Source organism: Streptomyces sp. Ag82_O1-12, assembly GCF_900182715.1.
Lineage (GTDB): Bacteria > Actinomycetota > Actinomycetes > Streptomycetales > Streptomycetaceae > Streptomyces > Streptomyces massasporeus.
Window position 1 is genome coordinate 467,261 of sequence record NZ_FXUW01000001.1, and the last position, 20,140, is coordinate 487,400.

The 20,140-nt window shown below is 70.8% G+C and carries 21 protein-coding genes; 11 read left to right on the top strand and 10 right to left on the bottom strand.

Features of this window, described 5'->3' with window-relative positions; all coding sequences use genetic code 11:
- Positions 1–27 precede the first annotated feature (27 nt).
- From QOL88_RS02280 to solA, 6 genes are all read right to left on the bottom strand, one after another.
- Positions 28–870, bottom strand: coding sequence for an ABC transporter permease (locus tag QOL88_RS02280; protein WP_257027400.1), 843 nt, complete (start codon positions 868–870; stop codon positions 28–30).
- Positions 867–1,772: an ABC transporter permease gene (locus QOL88_RS02285; RefSeq protein WP_257027401.1), complete on the bottom strand. Its 906-nt coding sequence runs from the start codon at positions 1,770–1,772 to the stop codon at positions 867–869. The genes QOL88_RS02280 and QOL88_RS02285 overlap by 4 nt, the downstream gene beginning before the upstream one ends.
- A 4-nt stretch (positions 1,773–1,776) precedes the next feature.
- The gene (locus QOL88_RS02290) at positions 1,777–2,943 is read right to left on the bottom strand and encodes an ABC transporter ATP-binding protein (RefSeq protein WP_257027402.1); all 1,167 of its coding nucleotides are present in this window, start codon (positions 2,941–2,943) and stop codon (positions 1,777–1,779) included.
- Complete coding sequence (locus QOL88_RS02295) at positions 2,936–4,033, bottom strand: ABC transporter substrate-binding protein (protein WP_179878742.1); 1,098 nt, start codon at positions 4,031–4,033, stop codon at positions 2,936–2,938. Before QOL88_RS02295 ends, QOL88_RS02290 begins: the two co-directional genes overlap by 8 nt.
- 61 nt (positions 4,034–4,094) lie before the next feature.
- A complete protein-coding gene (locus QOL88_RS02300) occupies positions 4,095–4,769 on the bottom strand; it encodes a haloacid dehalogenase type II (RefSeq protein ID WP_097214841.1) in 675 nt (224 codons plus the stop codon).
- Between the two features lie 104 nt (positions 4,770–4,873).
- The gene (solA, locus tag QOL88_RS02305; protein ID WP_097214842.1) at positions 4,874–6,010 is read right to left on the bottom strand and encodes an N-methyl-L-tryptophan oxidase; all 1,137 of its coding nucleotides are present in this window, start codon (positions 6,008–6,010) and stop codon (positions 4,874–4,876) included.
- 282 nt (positions 6,011–6,292) lie between these two features.
- On the opposite strand from solA, the gene QOL88_RS02310 reads away from it, so the two are divergent.
- Both QOL88_RS02310 and QOL88_RS02315 read left to right on the top strand, forming a co-directional pair.
- Positions 6,293–7,915, top strand: a complete 1,623-nt coding sequence (locus tag QOL88_RS02310) for a PucR family transcriptional regulator (protein WP_097214843.1) — start codon at positions 6,293–6,295, stop codon at positions 7,913–7,915.
- 60 nt (positions 7,916–7,975) lie between these two features.
- Positions 7,976–8,143 (top strand): hypothetical protein, encoded by a 168-nt coding sequence (locus tag QOL88_RS02315; RefSeq protein WP_179878743.1) that lies wholly within the window; start codon positions 7,976–7,978, stop codon positions 8,141–8,143.
- Positions 8,144–8,425: 282 nt separating this feature from the next.
- Here the strand turns inward: QOL88_RS02315 and QOL88_RS02320 are convergent, their stop codons facing one another.
- Both QOL88_RS02320 and QOL88_RS02325 read right to left on the bottom strand, forming a co-directional pair.
- The gene (locus tag QOL88_RS02320) at positions 8,426–9,103 is read right to left on the bottom strand and encodes a helix-turn-helix domain-containing protein (RefSeq protein WP_097214844.1); all 678 of its coding nucleotides are present in this window, start codon (positions 9,101–9,103) and stop codon (positions 8,426–8,428) included.
- 22 nt (positions 9,104–9,125) lie between these two features.
- Positions 9,126–10,199, bottom strand: coding sequence for an alcohol dehydrogenase catalytic domain-containing protein (locus QOL88_RS02325; RefSeq protein ID WP_097214845.1), 1,074 nt, complete (start codon positions 10,197–10,199; stop codon positions 9,126–9,128).
- A gap of 160 nt (positions 10,200–10,359) precedes the next feature.
- On the opposite strand from QOL88_RS02325, the gene QOL88_RS02330 reads away from it, so the two are divergent.
- Positions 10,360–10,584, top strand: a complete 225-nt coding sequence (locus QOL88_RS02330) for an STAS domain-containing protein (protein WP_306456166.1) — start codon at positions 10,360–10,362, stop codon at positions 10,582–10,584.
- A 70-nt stretch (positions 10,585–10,654) separates the two neighbouring features.
- On the opposite strand, the gene QOL88_RS02335 is transcribed toward QOL88_RS02330, so the two are convergent.
- Positions 10,655–11,833, bottom strand: coding sequence for an acyl-CoA dehydrogenase family protein (locus tag QOL88_RS02335; RefSeq protein WP_097214846.1), 1,179 nt, complete (start codon positions 11,831–11,833; stop codon positions 10,655–10,657).
- A 77-nt stretch (positions 11,834–11,910) separates the two neighbouring features.
- On the bottom strand, positions 11,911–12,285 hold the full coding sequence (locus tag QOL88_RS02340; protein ID WP_097222818.1) for a four-helix bundle copper-binding protein: 375 nt from the start codon (positions 12,283–12,285) through the stop codon (positions 11,911–11,913).
- Between the two features lie 119 nt (positions 12,286–12,404).
- Here QOL88_RS02340 and QOL88_RS02345 point away from each other — a divergent pair, with 119 nt between their 5' ends.
- From QOL88_RS02345 to QOL88_RS02380, 8 genes are all read left to right on the top strand, one after another.
- Positions 12,405–12,770, top strand: coding sequence for a DUF6479 family protein (locus QOL88_RS02345; RefSeq protein ID WP_097214847.1), 366 nt, complete (start codon positions 12,405–12,407; stop codon positions 12,768–12,770).
- Between the two features lie 228 nt (positions 12,771–12,998).
- Positions 12,999–13,505, top strand: coding sequence for a SigE family RNA polymerase sigma factor (locus QOL88_RS02350; RefSeq protein ID WP_030844356.1), 507 nt, complete (start codon positions 12,999–13,001; stop codon positions 13,503–13,505).
- 11 nt (positions 13,506–13,516) lie between these two features.
- Positions 13,517–14,038, top strand: a complete 522-nt coding sequence (locus QOL88_RS02355; protein ID WP_097214848.1) for a cellulase — start codon at positions 13,517–13,519, stop codon at positions 14,036–14,038.
- A 134-nt stretch (positions 14,039–14,172) separates the two neighbouring features.
- Positions 14,173–15,447 (top strand): bifunctional glycosyltransferase family 2/GtrA family protein, encoded by a 1,275-nt coding sequence (locus tag QOL88_RS02360; RefSeq protein ID WP_097214849.1) that lies wholly within the window; start codon positions 14,173–14,175, stop codon positions 15,445–15,447.
- Positions 15,444–16,706, top strand: a complete 1,263-nt coding sequence (locus QOL88_RS02365; RefSeq protein WP_257027407.1) for a putative hexosyltransferase — start codon at positions 15,444–15,446, stop codon at positions 16,704–16,706. The genes QOL88_RS02360 and QOL88_RS02365 overlap by 4 nt, the downstream gene beginning before the upstream one ends.
- Positions 16,707–16,832: 126 nt before the next feature.
- Positions 16,833–18,497, top strand: a complete 1,665-nt coding sequence (locus QOL88_RS02370; RefSeq protein WP_097214850.1) for a purine-cytosine permease family protein — start codon at positions 16,833–16,835, stop codon at positions 18,495–18,497.
- Between the two features lie 169 nt (positions 18,498–18,666).
- On the top strand, positions 18,667–19,122 hold the full coding sequence (locus tag QOL88_RS02375; RefSeq protein ID WP_097214851.1) for a hypothetical protein: 456 nt from the start codon (positions 18,667–18,669) through the stop codon (positions 19,120–19,122).
- A 239-nt stretch (positions 19,123–19,361) separates the two neighbouring features.
- A complete protein-coding gene (locus tag QOL88_RS02380) occupies positions 19,362–20,072 on the top strand; it encodes a DUF4232 domain-containing protein (RefSeq protein WP_097214852.1) in 711 nt (236 codons plus the stop codon).
- The last annotated feature ends 68 nt before the right edge of the window (positions 20,073–20,140 follow it).

Below are 20,140 nucleotides of genomic sequence, written 5' to 3' on the forward strand. Positions count from 1 at the left end.
TGGCACGGTCCGTTCCGGGCGGAAAGGTCAGGTGAGGGGTTCCGTCGGGAGGAGGCCGCCCTGCTGGTTGCGGTGGCCGCCGAGTTTGCGGACGAGGGCGACCAGGGCGAGGGCGAGGATGGCCAGGGCGATGAGGACGGCGCTGACGGCGGTGACGGTCGGGTCGACGTCGAACTGGAGGGCGTTGAAGACCAGGACCGGCAGGGTGCGGGTGTCGGGGGTGGAGAGGAACTGGGCGATGAAGAATTCGTCGAAGCTGGTGATGAAGGAGAACACCGCTGCGGCGATGAGGCCGGGGGTGGCCAGGGGGAAGGTGATGCGCCGGGCGATGGTGATGCGGCCGGCGCCCATGCTGGCGGCGGCGTCTTCGAGGCGTTCGTCGATGCCTTTGAGGGTGGAGATCATGATGAGGATCGCGATGGGCGCGGCCAGCACGGTGTGTCCCAGGGCGATCGCGAGGGGGCTGCCGAGCATGCCGGCGGGTTCGAAGAACAGGAACAGGCCGAGCGCGATGACGACTTGGGGGATGAGCAACGGGGCCAGGACCAGGCTGTAGACGGCGGCGTGCAGGGGCAGCCGTCCGCGGGCCAGGGCGGTGGCCGCGGTCACGCCCAGGATCAGGGAGAACGCCGTGGTCAGGGCGGCGACCAGGCTGGACAGGGCGATGGAGGTGGCCCAGTTCCCGCCGGGTGCGGCCATCTGCTCGTACCAGCGGGTGCTGTAGTCCTTGGGAGGGAAGGTGCCGATGCCGTCGGCGCCGAAGGAGGTGACCAGGATGATGACGATGGGCATCGCCAGGAACAGCAGGATCGCACTGGCGCTGAGGGCCCGGCCGACATGACCGGCCCGGGTGGGAGGCAGTTCCATCATGAGCTGCTCCTTCGCTCGTGGGTCTTCTTGCGGCGCAGTTTGGCCAGGCCCAGTACGCCCAGGCCCGCGAAGGTGAGCAGCAGGAGGATGACGCCGAAGGCCGCGGCGGAGTTCCACTGGTCCTGCTTCATGACCTGCTGGTCGATCAGCGCTGCGACGACGGTCTGCTGGTCACCGCCCATCAGCGCGGGGGTGATGTAGTAGCCCAGGCAGAGGATGAAGCTCAGCAGACCGGCCGTGCCGATCCCGGGAGCGACCAGCGGCAGGTAGATCCTCGTGAAGATGGTCCAGCGGGAGGCGCCGAACCCGGCGGCCGCGGCCAGCAGGCGGCTGTCGACGCCGCGCATGACGCCCTGGAGGACCAGGACGGTGTAGGGGAGCATCACCGAGGTGGTGCCGATGACGACACCGGTTTCGTTGTAGAGCAGCGAGTACGGTGCACCCGGGACGTGCGCGGACGTCAACAGCATGTTGATCAGGCCGTGTTCGCCGAGCATGATGATCCAGCCGTAGGTGCGTACCAGGGCACTGATGAAGTGCGGCACGACCACGATCAGCATGGCCAGCGCGGCGAACACCGGCCGCATCCGGGCGATGGCGTGGGCCAGGACGAAACCGACCAGCAGACTCAGCACCGCTGTCTCCGCCGAGATGCGCAGGGTGGAGATGAGGACGGAGAGGTTCACTCCGCTGAGGGCGTCGGTGTACCAGTGGAGCGTGAAGGCGCCGTTGTCGCCCTTCAGGCTCAGGGAGAGCACCCCGATGATCGGGTAGATGAACAGCACGATCAGGAACACCGTGACGGGGACGGCGTTGATCAGGGCAATGCGGGAGCGGTGTCCGCGCATCGCGGATGTAGTTTTCACGCGCACCTTGCCGGGTGCGAGAACGGTGCCGGCCACGGGGTCACCCCCCGTCCGACTCGTCGAAGACACTGACGTCCTCACGGTCAGCGGTGACACACACCCGCTCCCCGGGGCGGGGCGGGGCCGCAGCGGTCTCGATCCGCAGTGGCGGTGTGCCGGGGGCAGCGCCGTCCAGGCGGACGGTGATGCGGGTGAGTGAGCCGACATAGACGGCCGTCTCGACCGTGCCGGAACAACAGCTCTCCTCGGCACTGACCAGGCGCAGCTTGCCCGGCCGGACCGCCGCCCGCACCCGCTGACCCGGCGCGCACGGGTGGGCGCGGGCTTTGAGAATGCCGCCGGTGTCCAGTCGGACCGGGGTGGATCCGTCAGCGGTCGTCTCCTCGACCTTGCCGGTGAGGAAGTTCGCGGCGCCGAGGAAGTCGGCGACGAACGGGGTGCGGGGGTGCTCGAACAGGCCGCGGGGGGTGTCGAACTGCTCGATGCGGCCGTCCTTCATGATGGCGATGCGGTCCGACAGGACCAGGGCTTCCTCCTGGTCGTGCGTCACATAGATGACGGTCAGGCCCAGTTCACGCTGGATGGACTTGATCTCGGTCTGCATCTGATCGCGCAGCTTCTTGTCCAGCGCGCCCAGAGGTTCGTCCATCAGGACGATCGGGGGGCGGTAGACCAGGACCCGGCACAGGGCGACGCGCTGCTGCTGGCCGCCGGACAGCTCACGGGGCTTGCGGCCGGCGAACTTCGACAGCCCGGCCGCCTCCAGGGTCTCGCCCACCCGGCGGCGGATCTCCGCCTTCGCCACCCCGCGCAGGGTGAGCGGGAAGGCGACGTTCTCCGCGACGGTCATGTGGGGGAAGAGCAAGTACTGCTGGAAGACGAAACCGAAGTCGCGCTTGCCGGGGTTGAGAGCCGTGATGTCCCGGCCGTCCACCTCGATGGTGCCGGAGTCGGGCTCGGTGAAACCGGCCAGCATCATCAGCGTGGTGGTCTTTCCGGAGCCGGAGGAGCCCAGGAAGGTGACGAACTCACCCGCCGCGATCTCCATGTCGACCCCGTCGACCACCGTCGTCCCGCTGTAGGACTTCCGCAGGCCCGACACCGACAGCGACTTGCCCGTCGGGGCGTCGGACCGCGGCGCCAGGACGGCGGCGAGATCGTCGGCCGACAGCTTCCCGGCGGTGAGACTGTTGGTCCGCTCAGGCATCCGCCCACTCCTGCCAGCGCTTGGTGACCGCCTGAAGGTTCTCGTCCCACCAGGCGACATCGGTGTCGAACCCGGTCTTGAGGTTCTGCGGCGAGGTCGGCAGGGTGGCCAGGATGTCCTCGGACAGGAGCTTGGTGGCGGCGGGGACGACCGGGCCCTGGGGGAAGAGCTTGGCGAAGGCGGCCTGCACCTCGGGACGCAGCGAGAAGTCCATCAGCTCGTAGGCGGCGTCGGTGTTGTCCGCGCCCTTCGGGATGCCCCAGCCGTTGGTGAGGCGGCGCGCGCCGTTCCACTGGTAGGCGACCGGCTGCCCCTGCTTGATGAGTTCGTCTGCCCGGCCGCTCCACAGGCTGGTCATGACGACCTCCTTGCGGCCCAGCAGGACCGCCGGGAGGGCGCCGGTGTTCCAGAACTTCTTCACGCCGCCACGGATGCGCGACATCGACGCGAACGCCCGGTCCACGTCCAGCGGGTACAACTTGTCCAGCGGGACACCGTCGGCGAGCAGCGCGAACTCCAGCTCCGGGTAGTCCGCTTCGACGCTCTGCAGCGAGCGCGGGCCGCTGAATTTGTCCGTGTTCCAGAAGTCCGCCCAGCTCTTCGGCGCTCGCTTCAGGCTGTCCGTGCGGTAGGCCATCAGGCTCGCCCAGACGTTCTTGCCGACCGCGTGCTCCGGCAGGTGATGCTCCGCGATCCCGGCGCCCTTCACGCTCTTCAGCCGGTCGTGGTCCACCGGCTCCAGACAGTCGAGCCGGGCCATCTTCTGGAAGATCAGCAGTGTGTTGTCCATCAGGTCGACCTGTGGACGGCCCTGCTTGACCTGGGCGATGATCTGCGCCGACTGGTAGTTGACGGTGGTGACCGTGATGCCGGTCTCCTTGGTGAACGGCTCGTAGATCGCCTTGGTCAGCGCGTCGTTGTAGGTGCCACCGCTGTTGCTGACGACCAGCCGCTTCTTTCCACCGCCGCCCGAAGAGGTGCGGCTCTCGCCGTTGCCCATGAGCGTGCCGCAGCCGGTCATCGCCGAGGCGGCGGCCAGAGCTGCCGCGGTGCGGAGTACGGTTCTGCGTCCTGTCCGGTTGTCTTCCATGGCAGAGCCTCCTGAAGATCGCTGGGGATATGGGGAATCCGTGCGGGCGTGAGGGGTCGGGTCAGATGCCGAGCATGGTGTTGAGCTCGTTGAGCGACTTCACGGGCACGTAGTCGTAGCCGTGGGTGACGGGGTCGTAGCCGCGGTCCAGGAGGATGAGGTTGCGGAAGCCCATGTCGTGCATCGGCATGAGGTCGTAGCGGGTGTGCGAGGAGACGTGCACGAAGTCCTCGGGGGACGCGTCGAGCCGGTCGAGCATGTACTCGAAGGCGGCGTAGCGGGGCTTGTAGAAGCCGGCCTGCTCCGCGGTGTAGACCGCGTGGAAGTCCGCGCCGAGCCGGGGGACGCTCTCCGCGAGGAAGGTGTCGTCGGCGTTGGAGAAGATCACCAGCTTGTAGTGCTCCCCCATCTTCTTCAGCGGTTCCGGCACGTCGGCGTGCGGGCCCCAGCTGCGCACGCCGTCGGCGAACCGCTTGCCGGCGTCGGGGGCGGCCTTCAGACCCCAGCGGCGGCAGACCCGCTCGAAGGAGTCCTGCAGCACCTCCTCGTAGGAGTAGTACTCGCCGCGGACCTGGTCGTAGCGGTAGCCGCGGAACTCCCGGACGAACTGGTCCCACTGCTCGGCGGGGAGCTGGTCGCCGACCAGCTCACGCGTGATGGGGGTGATCGGGAATTCGATCAGCGTGCCGTAGCAGTCGAACGAGACGTACTTCGGACGGAACGAGGGGTCGCTCATGAGAGTGCTCCACATGTGTTCGGGGCGGGTGTGTGCCGGGGGGTGCGGGGAGGGTGTGTGCGGGAGGGTGCGAGCGGGGAAACCGAAGCGGGGTCGGTCGGTGCTCAGACGGTGGCGGCGGCCGGCGCGAGGAAGCCAATGGGATGGTCCGTCGTGCCGTCGAGTGCCAGGTCGGCGGCGATCTCGCCCATGGCGGGCGAGAGTTTGAAGCCGCTGCCGGAGAATCCGGCCATGACGATGACGTCGTCCTCGCCGGGGAGATGGCCGACGAGCGGGTTTCCGGAGTCGGTGTAGCCCTCCATGTAGACCGACAGCCGGATGGGGTCGGGGTTCAGATCGGGCATCAGCTCGCCGATGAGCTCACGGAAGGTGGCGAGTTCCTCCGGCCGGACCGTGCGGTCGAGCCGCTCGGGGTCGGGGACCGGCAGATACCGTGCGAAGGACAGGCCCAGCTTGACCGAGATGCCGTCGGGCGACGGGAGTCCGTAGCAGTCGTGGGGTGTGCTGCGGACGAAGGCGGGGCCGCCGCCCGCGAACCAGTCGTGGCGGGTGAGGATGTGCCAGGAGCTGATCAGCCGGCGGATGTCGACGGCGCGCGGCAGGTCGGGGAGCAGGGTGTTGATCCAGGGGCCCGCGGTCACCACCGCGGTGTCCACGTGGTCCGTGCCCTGGTCGGTGACGATGTGCACTCCGCCGCCCGCCGCGGGTGCGATCTCCCGCACCGGGGTGTAGCGGCGCAGTTGGGCGCCCAGTTGCTCGGCGAGGGTGGCGGCGGCCTGGATCGACGCCTCGGGCCGGATGATGGCGCCCATCCGGTCGAGGACGGCGGTGTGCCCGTCCGGGAGGCGGTGCTGCGGGTAGCGGCGGGCGAGTTCCTCCCGGTCCAGTACCTCGTGGTCCAGCCCGTGGGTGGAGCTGGCGGCGAGGAGGAGGCGCATCGAGGGCGAGGTGGTCTCGCCCATCACCAGGCATCCGCTGCGGCGTCGCAGCGGGAGTCCCGTTTCGCGCTGGAGCCCGGTCCACATCCGCTCCGCGAGCCCCAGCAGCGGAATGTAGCCGGGGTCGCCGAGGTGCACGGCGCGGAAGATGCGGGTCTCGCCTCCGGCCGCGCCGCGGTCGTGCCCCGGCGCGTACCGGTCGTAGCCGATGACCTCGGCTCCGCGGGCGGCCAGTCGCCACATGGCCTGGCTGCCCATGCTGCCGGCGCCGATGACGGCGACGCGCTTCGGGGTGCGGCGCATGAAGTCGCTCCTTTCGCCAGGAGGTGGCAGGGGTGGCGGTTGAGTCCCCAGCACCGGGCGGACACCGTGCGGACCCTTCCGGCCCGTGCCCCGCTGGGGATGGCGTTCACTTTCGACCCGAGCGAACATGCAGGTCAACCCACACTCTGTTCCACCTCGCGGCCTTCTCGAGACGGTCTGTCACGGCGGACGACCAAGCTTCGGAAAGTGCGATCCCCCCTCTTGTCACCGTGAGGGGCCGGTGCGAGGGTGACCCCGATCCCTCGGAAGAAAGCACCCTCTATGCCGCCCAGACCCCCCGTAAGGGGCCAGTTCCCCACCATCACGGAGGTTCTTCGTCTGCCTGTGCTCACAGAAGGGATGCCGCGCGTTCTGGCCGGTGCGTCACAGCTGGACCGTGCGGTGCGCTGGGTCCATGTCACCGAGCTGCTCAATCCCGCCGACTTCCTCGAGGGCGGTGAGCTGGTGCTGACGACCGGTATGCCGTACCCGGAGGACCCCTCCAAGCTGCGGGACTACGTCGATCAGCTCGCCGACGTCGGCGCGGCCGGCCTGATCGTGGAGCTCGGTCACCGCTACCGGAAGGTGCCCGAGGAGCTGGTGGCGGCCTGCCGTACCCGCGACGTGCCCCTGGTCGAGCTGGCCCGCGGGGTCCGCTTCATCGACGTCACGCAGGCGGTGCACGCGCTCATCCTGGACGCCCAGGGTGCGCTGCTGCGCCGCGGGAGGGACATCCAGGACATCTTCACCGCCCTGACGCTGCGGGGTGCGAGTCCTGAGGAGCTGGTGCACACCACCGCGGAGCTGACCGGAGCCCCGGTGGTACTGGAGGATCTCACCCATCGCGTCCTGATGTGCGAACTGCTCGGCCGGCCGTACGAGCCGGTCGTGTCGGCCTGGGCCCGGCGCTCCCGGGCGGCGCCGACCCTGGAGAAGCTCGCACCGAGCGGCCCGGAGGGGTGGCTGATCGCCCCCGTGCAGGACCATCACGGGCCGTGGGGGCGGCTGGTCCTGCTGGACAGCCGGCTGAACACCGAGCCCGACCCCGAACACGTCCTGGTCCTGGAGCGTGCGGCGGTCGCGCTGACCATGGCGCGTCTGGCCGGTCCGGCCTGGTGGGAGCGCCGGGCCCACCGCTCCGTGCTGCGGGACCTGTACGAGCGGCGGTTCCGCTCCCCCGCCGACGCCCGTGCCCGCGCCGAGGCGCTGGGGTTGCCGGCGTTCGGGCACCGTCTCTTCGCCGTGGTCATCCGCCACACCCGGCACGGTGGCGAGGGCGAACAGCTCGACGAGCGGATCGCGAAGGCCCTGACCCAGACGGGCGTCCGCGCCCTGTGCGGTGAGACGGCTCCGGGCCGGATCGGCGTGCTCCTCGCACTGGCACAGGCCAGCGCCTGGCAGCCGGTCGCCGAGCGGATCGGCCGTCTCGCCCGCGAGGAACTCGGCGAGGAGGCGGTCGTCGCCGTCGGCCCGGGGGTGACCGACCTCTCCGGGATCGCCCGGTCCTGGCAGGAGGCCGAGCAGACTGCCGAGGCCATCACCCCGGCATCCCCCGAGCGGTGGTTCTACGTCCCCGCCGATGTCGAGCTGCCGGAACTCCTGGGCGTCCTGCGCGAGGACACCCGCCTCCAGCGATACGCGGAACGGCAGCTGTCCCGTCTCATCGAGCACGACGACCGCAACAGCGGCGACCTGCTGCCCGCGCTGCGCGCCTATCTGACGGCCGCCGGGAACAAGTCGGTCGCGGCGAAGCTGGCCGGTATGTCCCGGCAGGCCTACTACCAACGTCTCCACACCATCGAGCGACTCCTCGGCTGCGACCTTGAATCGGGCCTCCAGCGCACGTCCCTGCACGTCGCGGTGCTGGTCCTGGACGCGCGGGAAACGGCTGCACCCGGCACGTGACGGGCACGTCGGCCGCCGCCCGGGAGTAGCCTGGCGGCCACCGTGCCCCAGGGAGACCTCTTGCGTACGTTCGCCGTGTGCGACCTCGAGTTCACGTCCTGGCGAGGGGCGCTGGAGCTCGGGCAGGAACACTCCGCGCTCTTCGAGTGCCGTTCCTTCGCCGCGGCCATCGCGCACCTGTGCCACGCGGGGGCCGTGCTGCCCGAGGGGTGCCTGCCGCGCCCATGAGGGGATCCGCTCGTCACGGGCCGCGATCGTCCGTGACGAGCAGTCGGCACGTCTCCCCCGGCCTACGAGGTCGACGCGGAGGCGGTACGGGTGATGTGCGCGCGGGACCCCGAGTTCGGCCGTGCGACGGCGGACTGGACCGGCCGGGTGGTCGCCCACCGGCTGCGCGCCTCGCGCATCCGTTTGCTCGACCTGTACGCCCCTACGGCGGCGGAAGCCGCATGTGAGGCACGGCCCACCGGTCCGGCCCCGCTCCGTCCGCTTCCTGCGGGGCACCCGCGGTCAGGCCACCGTGATCCGGCGCCCGGTGACGGCGACGGGCTCGATACGCAGCCACAGTTCACGCCGGCCTCCCGCCCAGGGTGTGCTGAAGGCCTGCTCTTCGAGACGGGCTACCTCGTCCGGATCCGTCACCGTCGTCGCGGGGCCCCGCACCAGCACGCTCCAGCCCTCGCTGAACGCCTCGTCGATGCGGTCGGCTTCGAAGGCGACCTGGTGGCCGTCCGCCTGGGCCGGGGTCGTGCCGGGCTCGGTGCGGAAGACGATCCCGCCGTCGACGACGCTGTAGTTGACCGGTACGACGACGGGTCCGGAATCCGTGGACGCGGCGAGGCGTCCCACCCCGTGGGTCGACAGCAGCGAGCGGCACTCGGCCTCGGTCAGCTCTGTGAACCGGGGTGTGCGGGCGGCCCGGCCGAGCCCGGGCGGCAACTCGGTGTCGCCACCGGTCAGGTGCCGCACCGTGGTTTTCAGCGCTCCCGCCAGCCGCAGGAGGGTGCCCGCGCCCGGGTCGGCGGCCGACCGCTCCTCCAGGTACTGGAGGTAGGCGGGCGCCATGCCCGCCCGGGAAGCCGCCTCCTGTCGGCTCAGGCCGAGTTCCGTGCGCCGCTGGGTGATCCGCCGCCCGAGGTCACCCATCGGTCGTCCTTCGACGGCATGCGACGAGGCCCGTTCGGTCATGACCCGTCACCTCTCTCCTTCGTCAGGCCGCCCGGTAGGGGACGACTTCCTCGTGCGGCTCTTCGCCCAGGACGACCTTGAGCGCCCCGGTGTCGGCGGCCCGGGCGAAGACGTCGTACGCCTCCTCCATATGGGTCAGCGGGAAGGTGTGCGTGACCAGCTGCCCGGTGGGCAGGCGGCCCGAGGCCGCCATCCGGAGCAGGGTGGGGGTGGAGGACGTGTCCACCAGCCCTGTGGTGATGGTGACGTTCTTGATCCACAGGTCTTCCAGATGGAGGGTCACGGGCTTGCCGTGCACGCCGACGTTGGCGACATGGCCGCCGGGCCGCACCATGCGCGTGCACAGTTCGAACGTCTCCGGCAGGCCGACCGCTTCGACGACCACGTCCGCGCCCAGTCCGTCGGTGAGGTCCTCGACCAGCTGTTCGGGGGCCTCCCGGGCGTCCGCCACCGCGTCCGCGCCGAGGTGCCTGGCCGCTTCCAGCCGCGCGGCGGCGAGGTCGACCGCGACGATGCGTTCCGGAGCGAACAGCCGGGCGGTCGCGACCGCGGCGAGTCCGACGGGGCCGGCGCCCACGACGACGACGGTGTCGCCCGGCCGTACGTGCCCGTTGAGCACGCCGACCTCGTAGGAGGTCGGGAAGATGTCGGCCAGCAGCACGGCGTCCTTGTTGTCCAGGGCGCTGGGCAGCGGGTGCACTGAGAGATCCGCGAAGGGCACGCGGACGTACTCGGCCTGGGTGCCGTCGACCAGGTGACCCAGGATCCAGCCTCCGCCGCCCCGGCACTGGCTGTACATGCTCTCCCGGCAGGAGTGGCAGCGGCCGCAGGCGGTGATGCAGGAGACCAGCACCCGGTCACCGGGCCGCACCGTGCGTACGTCACCGCCGACGTCGACGACCTCGCCGACCGCCTCGTGCCCCAGCACCGTGCCGGGGCGCACCTCGGGGACGTCGCCCTGGAGGATGTGCAGGTCCGTACCACAGATGGTGACGGCGTCGACACGGACGATGGCGTCGGTCGGCTCCTTGACACCGGGATCCGGGACGTCCTCCCAGGCGGACTGTCCCGGGCCGTGGAACACGTAGGCCTTCATGGAGTCCCCACCTTTCCTGGCACGGGGCGGTGTGACCGGTGTGCACCTCAGTTCCAGCTTGGCGCGGATCGGTGCACCGCGCTTGGGGTACCGCGCCGGTGCTTCCGCAAAGGGCCGATCGGCCCTACCGCGGGCCGCGCCGACGGGCTTTGATCGGACCATGTCCCACATCCCCGGCCGGTCCGCGCAGCCGCAGGTGGGGACGGCCCACGTCGTGACCCTGCGCGGCGAGCTCGACCGGCTCGCGGTGCCGGCCCTCAGGGCCCGCCTCGACATGCTGACCGCCGGTCCCTGTCCGGACCTGGTCCTGGACCTGCGCCCGGTGTCGTTCATCGACTGCTCGGGGCTCGGGGTGTGGAAGATCATGCTGGGCGGACCCGGTTGAGGCGCCCACGCGCCGCGGGGCCGGCTCCACTGTCCCCATCGCCGTGGGAGCAGGCCTCGTCACAGCCCCGTCAGCGTCGCACCCTCGGCATCCCCAGCCCGATCCACGAGATGATCTCCCGCTGGATCTCGTTGTTGCCGCCGCCGAAGGTGAAGATGACCGCCGAGCGGTAGCCGCGTTCGAGTTCTCCGTGCAGGACCGCTCCCGCCGAGCCCTCCTTCAGGGCGCCGGGGGCCGCGACGATCTCCATGAGCCAGGCGTAGGCGTCGCGCCGGGCCTCCGAGCCGTAGACCTTGACGGCGGAGGCGTCCTGGGGGGTGAGGGTGCCGTCCTGGACGGCACCGACCATCTGCCAGTTGAGCAGCTTGAGCGCGTCCAGCCGGGCGTGGGTGCGGGCCAGCAGGCGGCGTACCCAGGGCAGGTCGGCGACGCGGCGGCCGTCGGCGAGCTTGGTCTCCATCGCCCAGCGCTGCACGTCGTGCAGGGCGCGGATCGCCATGGTGCCGTGGGCGGCAAGAGTCACGCGCTCGTGGTTGAGCTGGTTGGTGATCAGCCGCCAGCCCTGGTTCTCGGCGCCGACCCGGCGGGAGACAGGGACGCGGACGTTTTCGTAATAGCTGGCGGTGGTGTCGTGCGAGGCAAGGGTGTTGATCAAGGTGCAGGAGTAGCCCGGGTCGGTGGTCGGCACCAGGAGCATGGTGATGCCCTTGTGCGGTGGGGCGTCCGGGTCGGTGCGGACCGCCAGCCACACCCAGTCGGCCGTGTCGCCGTTGGTCGTCCAGATCTTCTGGCCGTCGACGACGTACTCGTCGTCCGCCAGGACGCCCCGTGTGCGCAGGGACGCCAGGTCGGTGCCCGCGCCGGGCTCGCTGTAGCCGATGGCGAAGTCGATCTCGCCGGAGAGGATCCTGGGCAGAAAGTACGCCTTCTGCTCGTCGGTGCCGTACTGCATGATCGTCGGGCCGACGGTGTTCAGCGCCATCAGCGGCAACGGGACGCCGGCCTGGGCGGCCTCGTCGAAGAAGATGAACTGCTCCATGGCCGTCAGGCCGCGCCCGCCGTACTCCTTCGGCCAGCCCACCCCGAGCCAGCCGTCCGCGCCGAGCTTGCGGATGGTCTCGCGGTAGAACCGCTTCTGGGCGGCCGGGTCACCGTGCCGGGCGTAGGCGTGGTCCGGGACGAGTTCGGCGAAGTAGGACCGCAGTTCGGTGCGCAGCCGCTGCTGCTCGGGCGTGTATTCGAGGTGCACGGCGCCTCCAGGCTCCCAAGGCCGGTCCTGTCGGCGCACACCGTAGAACGTGTTTCAGAAATTGTGAATGGCGTCGGTCAGTTCAGCGTGGCGAGGAAGTCCGTGCACGCCCGTGCACAGGCGCGGCACGCCGCCGCCGAGTCCTCCGCTCCCGGTTGCCGGTCGAAGACGTGGGCAGCCTCCAGGCACACGGTCCGGCACCACTCCACCTGGACCCGGATGGCGCTCTCGTCCACCTGGTTCTGCTCGGACAGCACACGGCAGGTCGCGTCGCAGACCTCCGCGCACATGATGCCCTTGCGTCGTACGAGTTCCTGGTTCTCGGTGCCGTCGGGATCCACGAGGCTTGCGCGCAGCGCGCACGCCCGCGCGCACTCCGTGCACGCCTGCGCACAGGCGAAACGGTCCTCCAGGAACCGGAACAGCTCCTGCTGGGATGTCGTCGAAGTCACACCGCGCGGGTAGCCCCGGTCGACGCCGGTCAAACCCGGCCGTCCCCCGTCTTCCACCCGGCACGGCCGTCGCGCGTGCCCGGCAGGTTCACGGAGGGGACCAGGGGTACCCGCGTGCCATGAATAGCGCATGGATGGAGATGGCCGCGGGCAGTGGCGCCGTCGGCATCGGGCTGGTCGTGGCGGGTGTGGTGGTCGTGGCCCTGCTGCTGGGGGCCTTCGTCCTCGGCGTGCGCGTCAAGCGCAGGGAACTGCCCACGCCGCGCCCGGACGAGCAGCCGAGGCTGCCCGAGGGGGGCCCGGTCCGTGAGACGAGTGAGCGCCGGGAGCCCGAGGAGGTCCCCCGGAGCGACGAGCGCCTGACCCCGCACCAGCTGAAGGGCCACGGCAACATGAGCGACCGGACGAGCGCGTCGCAGGAGCGCCCGCGCTGGAACGAGGGCAGCAGCGGTTCGTTCGGCAGCGGCGGCCCGGGCGGCGGCTGACCCCGTGGCCGGCGGCCGGCGTGGCCGCGAAACCCCTGACAGAAGGGCCCGTGCGTGTGCACGGGCCCTTTTCCCTGTCCGGAACCGGCAGCAGAGGCGTGAGGTGACGGCCGGGACCGGCGGGCGAAAACATGCGTGAGGTGGATCACAGGCTTCACGTGCATCGTGGAGCGGGGGCCGGCGTCTTTTGAGTGGTGTAGGGGGCCACTGAGACGCAGGACGGTGAGGATGGAGCAGGTTCGGGCGGACGGCTTCGACGAGTTCGCGGCCGCCCGTTGGTCGACGCTGCTCCATGTCGCGCGTCTGCTCACGGGGGGCGACCGGCAGCGTGCCGAGGATCTGGTGCAGGAGGCGTTGGTCAAGCTGTGGTTCGCCTGGCCGAAGATCGCCGACCAGGCTCCGGAGGCGTACGTCCGCACGGTACTGGTTCGGCTGGCGGCCCGCTCGGCGCGGCGGCGCTGGTGGGGGGAGCGTCCGGTGGAGCAGCTGCCCGACCGGGCCGGTCCGGTCGATGTGTCGTCCGCCGTCGCGGAGCGTTCGCGGCTGGAGGGGGCGCTGGCCCAGCTGTCACCCAAGCAACGGGCGGCGGTGGTGCTGCGCTACTACGAGGACCTGCCCGAGGCTCAGGTCGCACAGGCTCTGGGCTGCCCGGTGGGCACCGCTCGCTCCCATGCGTCACGCGGAGTCGCCCGGCTCCGCCAGATCCTGTCCGACGCCGTCAGGCCCGTGACATGAAAGGAGAACCGATGGACGACTTCGAGCGGGACCTGTCGCGGCTGATGCGCGACACCCAGCAGCACACCCCCTACGAGCCCGAGCACCGGCAGCGGCTGCACGCGGGCATCAGGACCCGCCGCAGGTCGCGGTTGCTGTGGAAGGCGGGCGGCTCCGCCGTGGCGGTGGCCGGAGTCAGTGTCGCGCTGGCCCTGCTGCCCGGCGTGCTCACCCGCGCCCAGCCCGCCGATCCCCGGCCGCAGCCGGCGACGAGCCCGACGACCTCACCGGACAGCACGCCGACGACCGAGCCGTCGACGACGAGCCCGACTCCGACCCTGCAACCCGAGACGTCCCTGCCCCCGACCACCACCGGCCGCATCACCCCCTCCGGGACGACGACCCTGCCTGCCGGCCCCACACCGACCGCCACGGCCTCCGAGAGCCGGACCGGCGCGACGCAGCCCACGCCGCCGCCCTCCCCGACACCGACGACGGCACCTCCGTCCGCACTGGACTCCGAGGAACCCTCCGCATCGGCCTACACCGAGTAGCCGGCTGAGCGGCCCTCCACGTCAAGGGCTCCTCGCCTCCCTGCCTTCACCGCATCCCCGCCACGGGCGCCTTCGGCATGCCCGGAACCGGCGCTCGGGCCTGCCCCGCGCCAGAAAGAGACCGTGAGACAGCCATGCGAACCGAACGGCGGTCGGCCCTGATCGACCGCCCGGAACCCGAGCCGTCCGCGCTGCCGCGCCGGGCGCCCCTGCCCGCGCACCACCCGGACCCCGTCCTGGACGTGGTCGTTCCCGTGTACAACGAGGAACACGACCTGGAGCCCTGCGTGCGGCGGCTGCACGCGCACCTCGGCGAGACCTTCCCCTATGCCTTCCGCATCACCATCGCCGACAACGCCAGCACCGACGGGACGCCGCGGATCGCCGCCCGGCTGGCCGCGGAACTGCCCGGCACGGACGTCATCCGGCTGGCGGAGAAGGGGCGGGGCCGTGCGCTGCACACCGCGTGGTCCCGTTCCCGCGCCCCGGTGCTCGCGTATCTGGACGTGGACCTGTCCACCGACCTCGCCGCGCTGCTGCCGCTGGTCGCGCCGCTGATCTCGGGCCACTCGGACATCGCCATCGGCACCCGGCTGGCCCGTGGCTCGCGGGTGGTGCGCGGACCGAAACGGGAGATCATCTCCCGTTGTTACAACGGGCTGTTGCGCGGCACGCTCGCCGTGGGCTTCTCCGACGCGCAGTGCGGGTTCAAGGCGGTGCGCAGGGACGTCGCCGAGCGGCTGCTGCCGCTGGTGGAGGACCGTGAGTGGTTCTTCGACACCGAGTTGCTGGTCATCGCCGAGCGCGCGGGGCTGCGCATCCATGAGGTGCCGGTGGACTGGGTGGACGACCCCGACAGCCGGGTCCACATCGTCTCCACGGCGCTGGCCGATCTGCGGGGCATGGCCAGGCTGGGCCGGGCCCTGGCCTGCGGGAGGCTGCCGCTGTCCGCGCTGCGCCGCAGTGGCGGCGACCTCAACGGGGAGCTGCCCGCGGGACTGGCCCGGCAGGTGGTGCGCTTCGCCGCCGTCGGCGTCGCCAGCACCCTGTGCTACCTGCTGCTGTACACGGCGCTCCGGCCGGCGACGGGAGCGCAGGCCGCCAACGCGCTCGCCCTGCTCGCCAGCGCGATCGCCAACACGGCGGCCAACCGGCGGCTCACCTTCGGCGTACGGGGCCGCGGCGGCGCGCTCCGCCAGCACCTCAAGGGCCTCACCGCCTTCCTGATCGGGCTGGCCCTGACCAGCGGTTCGCTGGCCGTCCTGCACCACACCGCGCCCGGGACCGGCCACCGGGTCGAGCTGCTGACGCTGATCGCCGCCAACCTGGCCGCGACGCTGCTGCGCTTCCTCCTCTTCCGGGCCTGGGTCTTCCCGGCCCTCCGCACGACAGGACCCTCCGGCCGATGAGCACCGTCCAGCTGCGTCGCCCGCCCTCCGGCGTCGATCACCCCGAACTTCCCTGCAAACCCCGGGAGTTGTGGCCGCGACTGCGCGCCGCCGCCGTCCGCCACGGGCCCGTGCTGCTGACATACGGCGTGCTGAAGCTGGCCGGCTTCGCCGTCTTCATGTACCTCCTGGACTCCGCGGGCGACTTCCGGAAGAAGAACCCGCGCTTCGGCGGCGGCGAGCACGCCTGGGACGTCCTGGCCAGCTGGGACGGCTGGTGGTACCAGCAGGTCGCCGAGCATGGGTACGACCCCGTCCTGAAGCCGGTCCCGGGCGCGACGGGCATGATCACGCTGGAGGGCAACTCGGCGGCGTTCTTCCCGCTGTACCCGACGCTGATGCGGCTGGTGTCGGAGTGCACCGGGCTCGGCCTGTACGGCGCCGGCATGGTGGTCTCCGTCCTCTCCTCGTTCGCCGCCGCACTCGGCGTCTACGCCGTGACGAAACGCCTCGGCGGCCATCGGGCCGGTCTGGTCGCGGCCGGGCTGTGGGCGGTCTGGCCCGGCTCGGGCACGGAGTGGTCGGGCTACTCGGAGTCCCTCTACACGGCCCTCGCCGCGTGGGCCTGTCACGCCGTCATGACCCGTCGCTGGCTGACCGCGGGCCTGCTGACCTTCGCGGCCGGGCTCTGCCGGCCCACGGCGGTCGCGCTGGTGGCCGCCCTGGCCTTCGCCGCGGTCATGGCCCTGCGCCGGCGTGAGGACGGGGTTCGCCGCCCCCTGGCCGCCGTGGCGATCGCGCCCCTGGGCCTGTTCGGCTATCTCGCCTGGGTCAACTACCGCATGGGCGACCTCAACGGCTACTCCAAGCTCCAGGACGGCGCCTGGGGCCACAAGTTCGACTGGGGAGTCCACTCGTTCAACGTGCTGACGTCCATCCCCGTCGGGCACTTCGACTACCTCTTCGCGATGCCCTTCGAGGACGTCATCGGCGTCTGCGTGGTGCTGATGGTGCCGGTGCTGACCGTGCTGCTGATACGCCTGCGACCGCCTGCCGTGCTCGTCGTCTACACCGTCCTGTCGTACCTCATGGTGATGACGACCCAGCAGTACTTCGGCAACGTCTCGCGCTATCTGCTCCCGCTCTTCCCGCTGTTCGTCCCGCTCGCCCTCGCGATGCGGCGGCTCAGGTGGCCGTCCCTGACGACGGTCCTCGGGATGGCCGCGCTGGCTTCCGGGTCGTACGCGGGCTACGTGCTCTTCGTGCTGGGGGTGCCGTAGACCGACGCCGGCGACCGGTGAGATGGCTCCGAAACATTCCCTTCACGCAGGAAGTATTTAGGGGTAACGACCACTGCCTACCGTGCCTGCCTTGTCAGTCCCCAACCCGCAGCAAGGAGGCGTGGCATGAGTGTTGAGCCACGACTGGCCGAGGTCGCCGAGCCGGAACCCGCACAGCAGGCAGCGCCGGGCACGGACCAGGCCGTCAAGGAGACCCTCGAGGACTACACGCTCCGTTTCGCGCCGCGCAGTTACCGGCGCTGGACCCCGATGGTGGTGGCGACGACCGCGCTCGGCGGCATCGCCTACATGGCCGACTTCTCCATCGGGGCCGGCATCGGCCTGGCCCACGGCACCGGCAACGCGCTGCTCGCGATCGCCGTCGCCGCCGTCGTCATCTTCGTGACCGGATTCCCGCTCGCCTACTACGGGGCCCGCTACAACATCGACCTGGACCTGATCACCCGCGGTTCCGGGTTCGGCTACTTCGGCTCGGTCCTCACCAGCGTCATCTTCGCCAGTTTCACCTTCATCTTCTTCGCCCTCGAAGGCTCGATCATGGCGCAGGGCCTGAAGCTGGGCCTCGGACTGCCACTCTGGCTCGGCTACTTGGTCTCCACGCTGATGGTGATCCCCCTGGTGATCTACGGCATGACGGCGCTGAGCAAGCTGCAGGTGTGGACCACCCCGATCTGGCTGCTGCTGATGGTCGGCCCGCTGGTCTACCTGGTCGCCACCGACCCGGGCACCGTCGACCGCTTCCTCGCCTACGCGGGAACCGACGGGGACGGCGGCATCAACACCGCCTCCGTGCTGCTCGGCGCGGGCGTGTGCCTGTCGCTGATCGCGCAGATCGGCGAGCAGATCGACTACCTGCGCTTCATGCCGCCCAAGACCGAGGCGAACAAGCGCAGTTGGTGGACGGCCGTGGTGATGGCCGGCCCGGGCTGGGTCGTGCTGGGCGCGCTGAAGCAGGCCATCGGCGTGTTCCTCGCGGTGTACATCATCGCCGAGGTCGGCGCCTCCGCCGCGCCCGAGCCCATCCAGCAGTTCAAGGGCGCCTTCGACGCGATGATGCCCTCGTGGCTCGTCGTCCCGCTGGCGGTGGTGCTGGTCGTGATCAGCCAGATCAAGATCAACGTGACGAACGCGTACTCGGGCTCGCTCGCCTGGACCAACTCCTTCACCCGGGTCACCCGGCGCTACCCCGGCCGGATGGTCTTCGTGCTGGTCAATCTGGGCTTCGCGCTGGCTCTGATGGAGGCCGACATGTTCAGCTTCCTCAACAGCATCCTGGGCTTCTACTCGAACTGCGCGATCGCCTGGGTGGTCACGGTGGCCACCGACATCGGCATCAACAAGTACGTGCTGAAGCTGTCCCCGCACGCCCCCGAGTTCCGCCGCGGCATGCTCTACGCCGTCAACCCCGTCGGGGTGGTCGCCTTCGTCGCCGCCTCGGGGCTGTCCATCGCCATGTACTTCCACGCCCTCGGCGACGCGCTCCAGCCCTACTCCCCCGTCGCCGCGGCCGTCATCGCCTTCGTCCTCACGCCGCTGATGGCCGTCGTCACCAAGGGGCGGTACTACCTGCGCCGCACCGACGACGGCATCGCCGAGCCCCTGCTGGACGAGGAGGGCAACCCCAGCGCCGTCGCCTACGAGTGCCATGTGTGCCGGCAGCAGTTCGAGCGGCCGGACGTGGCGGCCTGCCGGACGCACGACGCGGTCGTCTGCTCCCTGTGCCTGAGCACCGACAAGGCCGGCGAGCACGTCCTGCCCGCCGGGGTCTGACCCGTGCGGCGGGAGCGCGGTCGGGCGCTCCCGCCGCACGGCACGTTCCAAGTCGGTCTCGGACGCGCGGTGCGGGCCCGGATGAGGGGGCGGCTCCGGCACCCGGGCGGCATACTGATCTTGCGCTGCGCAAGGATCAGGCCGACGGTCGGAAAGGGGATGACGGGACATGACCACCGAAGAGCCGGACGGGCGGGGAGCTGCCCGCGAGCCGTTCGGCGTTCCCCCGGTCCCCGACGAGGTGTGGCTGAGGTTCCTCACGGACAGCGAGTCCGCCATACGGCTCTCCGCCCCCAGGGAACCCTCCGCGAGGGAGCGGGCGGCGGGACGCCGGCTCCAGCCCCCGCACGCCGTCGGTGACCTGTGGCAGCCGGAGGACTTGTGGGTCCGTGTGGCGTGGCGGGACCTGGACCGCCGGTCCAAGGTCCGGCGCGCCGGTCGGGTCCTCGCCACCGCGGCCGCCGTCGCCCTGGCGCTGGGGGCCTGGTCGCAGCTGTCCACCGGCGCGGGCACGGGCCACCGGCCCGGTGAGTACACAGTGCGGCAGGTCGAGGGGGCCACGGCGCGGCTGCCCACTGCCACGCCCGTCCCCTCCGCGTCCCCGGTCGGACTGCCGTCCCGGTAGCGGGCGGCTTCCTTCCCCGTGTCCAGCGGCCGGAGCCGCTGCACGACGGATGGGCACGGCGTGAACACGGGTGCGCCTGGGCCCAGTCGTCCTGTTACCGAATGCGCACAGACCGGAGTGAACGACGCCCCGTCAGGGGTCATCTCATGGGGTGCAGCGAAACAGCCGACGCGTTCGGCCGCCCCGCGGGAGCAGGGAAAACAGGCCGCGCGCTGACAGACCATGGGGGAGCTTTCCACATGACCACGCACCGTGCCCGCCGTACCGCCCGTTCCGCCGCCCTGGCCGCCGTCACCGCCGCGGTGGCGCTGGGCCTGACCGCGTGCGGGGGCGCCGACGACGGCTCGAAGGCGGCGGGCGGCGACCGCGCCGCAGGTACCGCGCAGAGCCGGCCCGCGTCCGACGGGGACGGCAAGAGCAGCGCGGAGCAGACCGACGGCGCCGGTGACACCAAGGAGGGGGCGCGGCCGTCGACCGCCTCGGGCGGGGCGGACCAGGTCGCGAGCAAGGGCACCACGGCCGGCGTCCAGCAGTGCCGCGGAGACGAGATGCTGCTCACGGCGGTGCACCGGTTCGCCGGTCAGCAGGGTGACCACCTGCTGGTCACCGCGTCGAACGGGGGCACCGAGCCGTGCTGGGTCACGTCGTATCCGGCCGTGAAGCTCGGCGACGACGTCGACGGTGCCGCGCTGCCGCACTCGGACAAGGACAAGCCGGGCGGCGACAAGCACATCACGCTGCGGCCCGGAGCCAAGGTGTACAGCGCGGTGAACCTCTTCGCCTACGGCTCGACGAACCACACGGCGGAGTCTTTCGCCATCGCGCTGCGCGGCGATGACGGTCGCAACGGCCCCCTCTACTCCGTCGACCTCAAGGGCGACAAGCCGCGGTTCAGCTGGAAGGAGGCAGACGTGCTGAACTGGAGCGTCGAGAAGCCGTACGACTTCTGACGGACCGCCGACCGGTGGCGCGTCACCGTCTTCCGGGCGGTCAGGATTCGCGGGACAGCCTCTGAGTG

What these genes read in the sequence shown, in the direction of transcription:
- QOL88_RS02280 (WP_257027400.1), bottom strand. Translation starts at nt 870, where the DNA reads ATGATGGAACTGCCTCCCACCCGGGCCGGTCATGTCGGCCGGGCCCTC.
- QOL88_RS02290 (WP_257027402.1), bottom strand. Translation starts at nt 2,943, where the DNA reads ATGCCTGAGCGGACCAACAGTCTCACCGCCGGGAAGCTGTCGGCCGAC.
- QOL88_RS02295 (WP_179878742.1), bottom strand. Translation starts at nt 4,033, where the DNA reads ATGGAAGACAACCGGACAGGACGCAGAACCGTACTCCGCACCGCGGCA.
- QOL88_RS02300 (WP_097214841.1), bottom strand. Translation starts at nt 4,769, where the DNA reads ATGAGCGACCCCTCGTTCCGTCCGAAGTACGTCTCGTTCGACTGCTAC.
- solA (WP_097214842.1), bottom strand. Translation starts at nt 6,010, where the DNA reads ATGCGCCGCACCCCGAAGCGCGTCGCCGTCATCGGCGCCGGCAGCATG.
- QOL88_RS02310 (WP_097214843.1), top strand. Translation starts at nt 6,293, where the DNA reads ATGCCGCCCAGACCCCCCGTAAGGGGCCAGTTCCCCACCATCACGGAG.
- QOL88_RS02320 (WP_097214844.1), bottom strand. Translation starts at nt 9,103, where the DNA reads ATGACCGAACGGGCCTCGTCGCATGCCGTCGAAGGACGACCGATGGGT.
- QOL88_RS02325 (WP_097214845.1), bottom strand. Translation starts at nt 10,199, where the DNA reads ATGAAGGCCTACGTGTTCCACGGCCCGGGACAGTCCGCCTGGGAGGAC.
- QOL88_RS02330 (WP_306456166.1), top strand. Translation starts at nt 10,360, where the DNA reads ATGTCCCACATCCCCGGCCGGTCCGCGCAGCCGCAGGTGGGGACGGCC.
- QOL88_RS02345 (WP_097214847.1), top strand. Translation starts at nt 12,405, where the DNA reads ATGAATAGCGCATGGATGGAGATGGCCGCGGGCAGTGGCGCCGTCGGC.
- QOL88_RS02350 (WP_030844356.1), top strand. Translation starts at nt 12,999, where the DNA reads ATGGAGCAGGTTCGGGCGGACGGCTTCGACGAGTTCGCGGCCGCCCGT.
- QOL88_RS02355 (WP_097214848.1), top strand. Translation starts at nt 13,517, where the DNA reads ATGGACGACTTCGAGCGGGACCTGTCGCGGCTGATGCGCGACACCCAG.
- QOL88_RS02360 (WP_097214849.1), top strand. Translation starts at nt 14,173, where the DNA reads ATGCGAACCGAACGGCGGTCGGCCCTGATCGACCGCCCGGAACCCGAG.
- QOL88_RS02365 (WP_257027407.1), top strand. Translation starts at nt 15,444, where the DNA reads ATGAGCACCGTCCAGCTGCGTCGCCCGCCCTCCGGCGTCGATCACCCC.
- QOL88_RS02370 (WP_097214850.1), top strand. Translation starts at nt 16,833, where the DNA reads ATGAGTGTTGAGCCACGACTGGCCGAGGTCGCCGAGCCGGAACCCGCA.
- QOL88_RS02375 (WP_097214851.1), top strand. Translation starts at nt 18,667, where the DNA reads ATGACCACCGAAGAGCCGGACGGGCGGGGAGCTGCCCGCGAGCCGTTC.
- QOL88_RS02380 (WP_097214852.1), top strand. Translation starts at nt 19,362, where the DNA reads ATGACCACGCACCGTGCCCGCCGTACCGCCCGTTCCGCCGCCCTGGCC.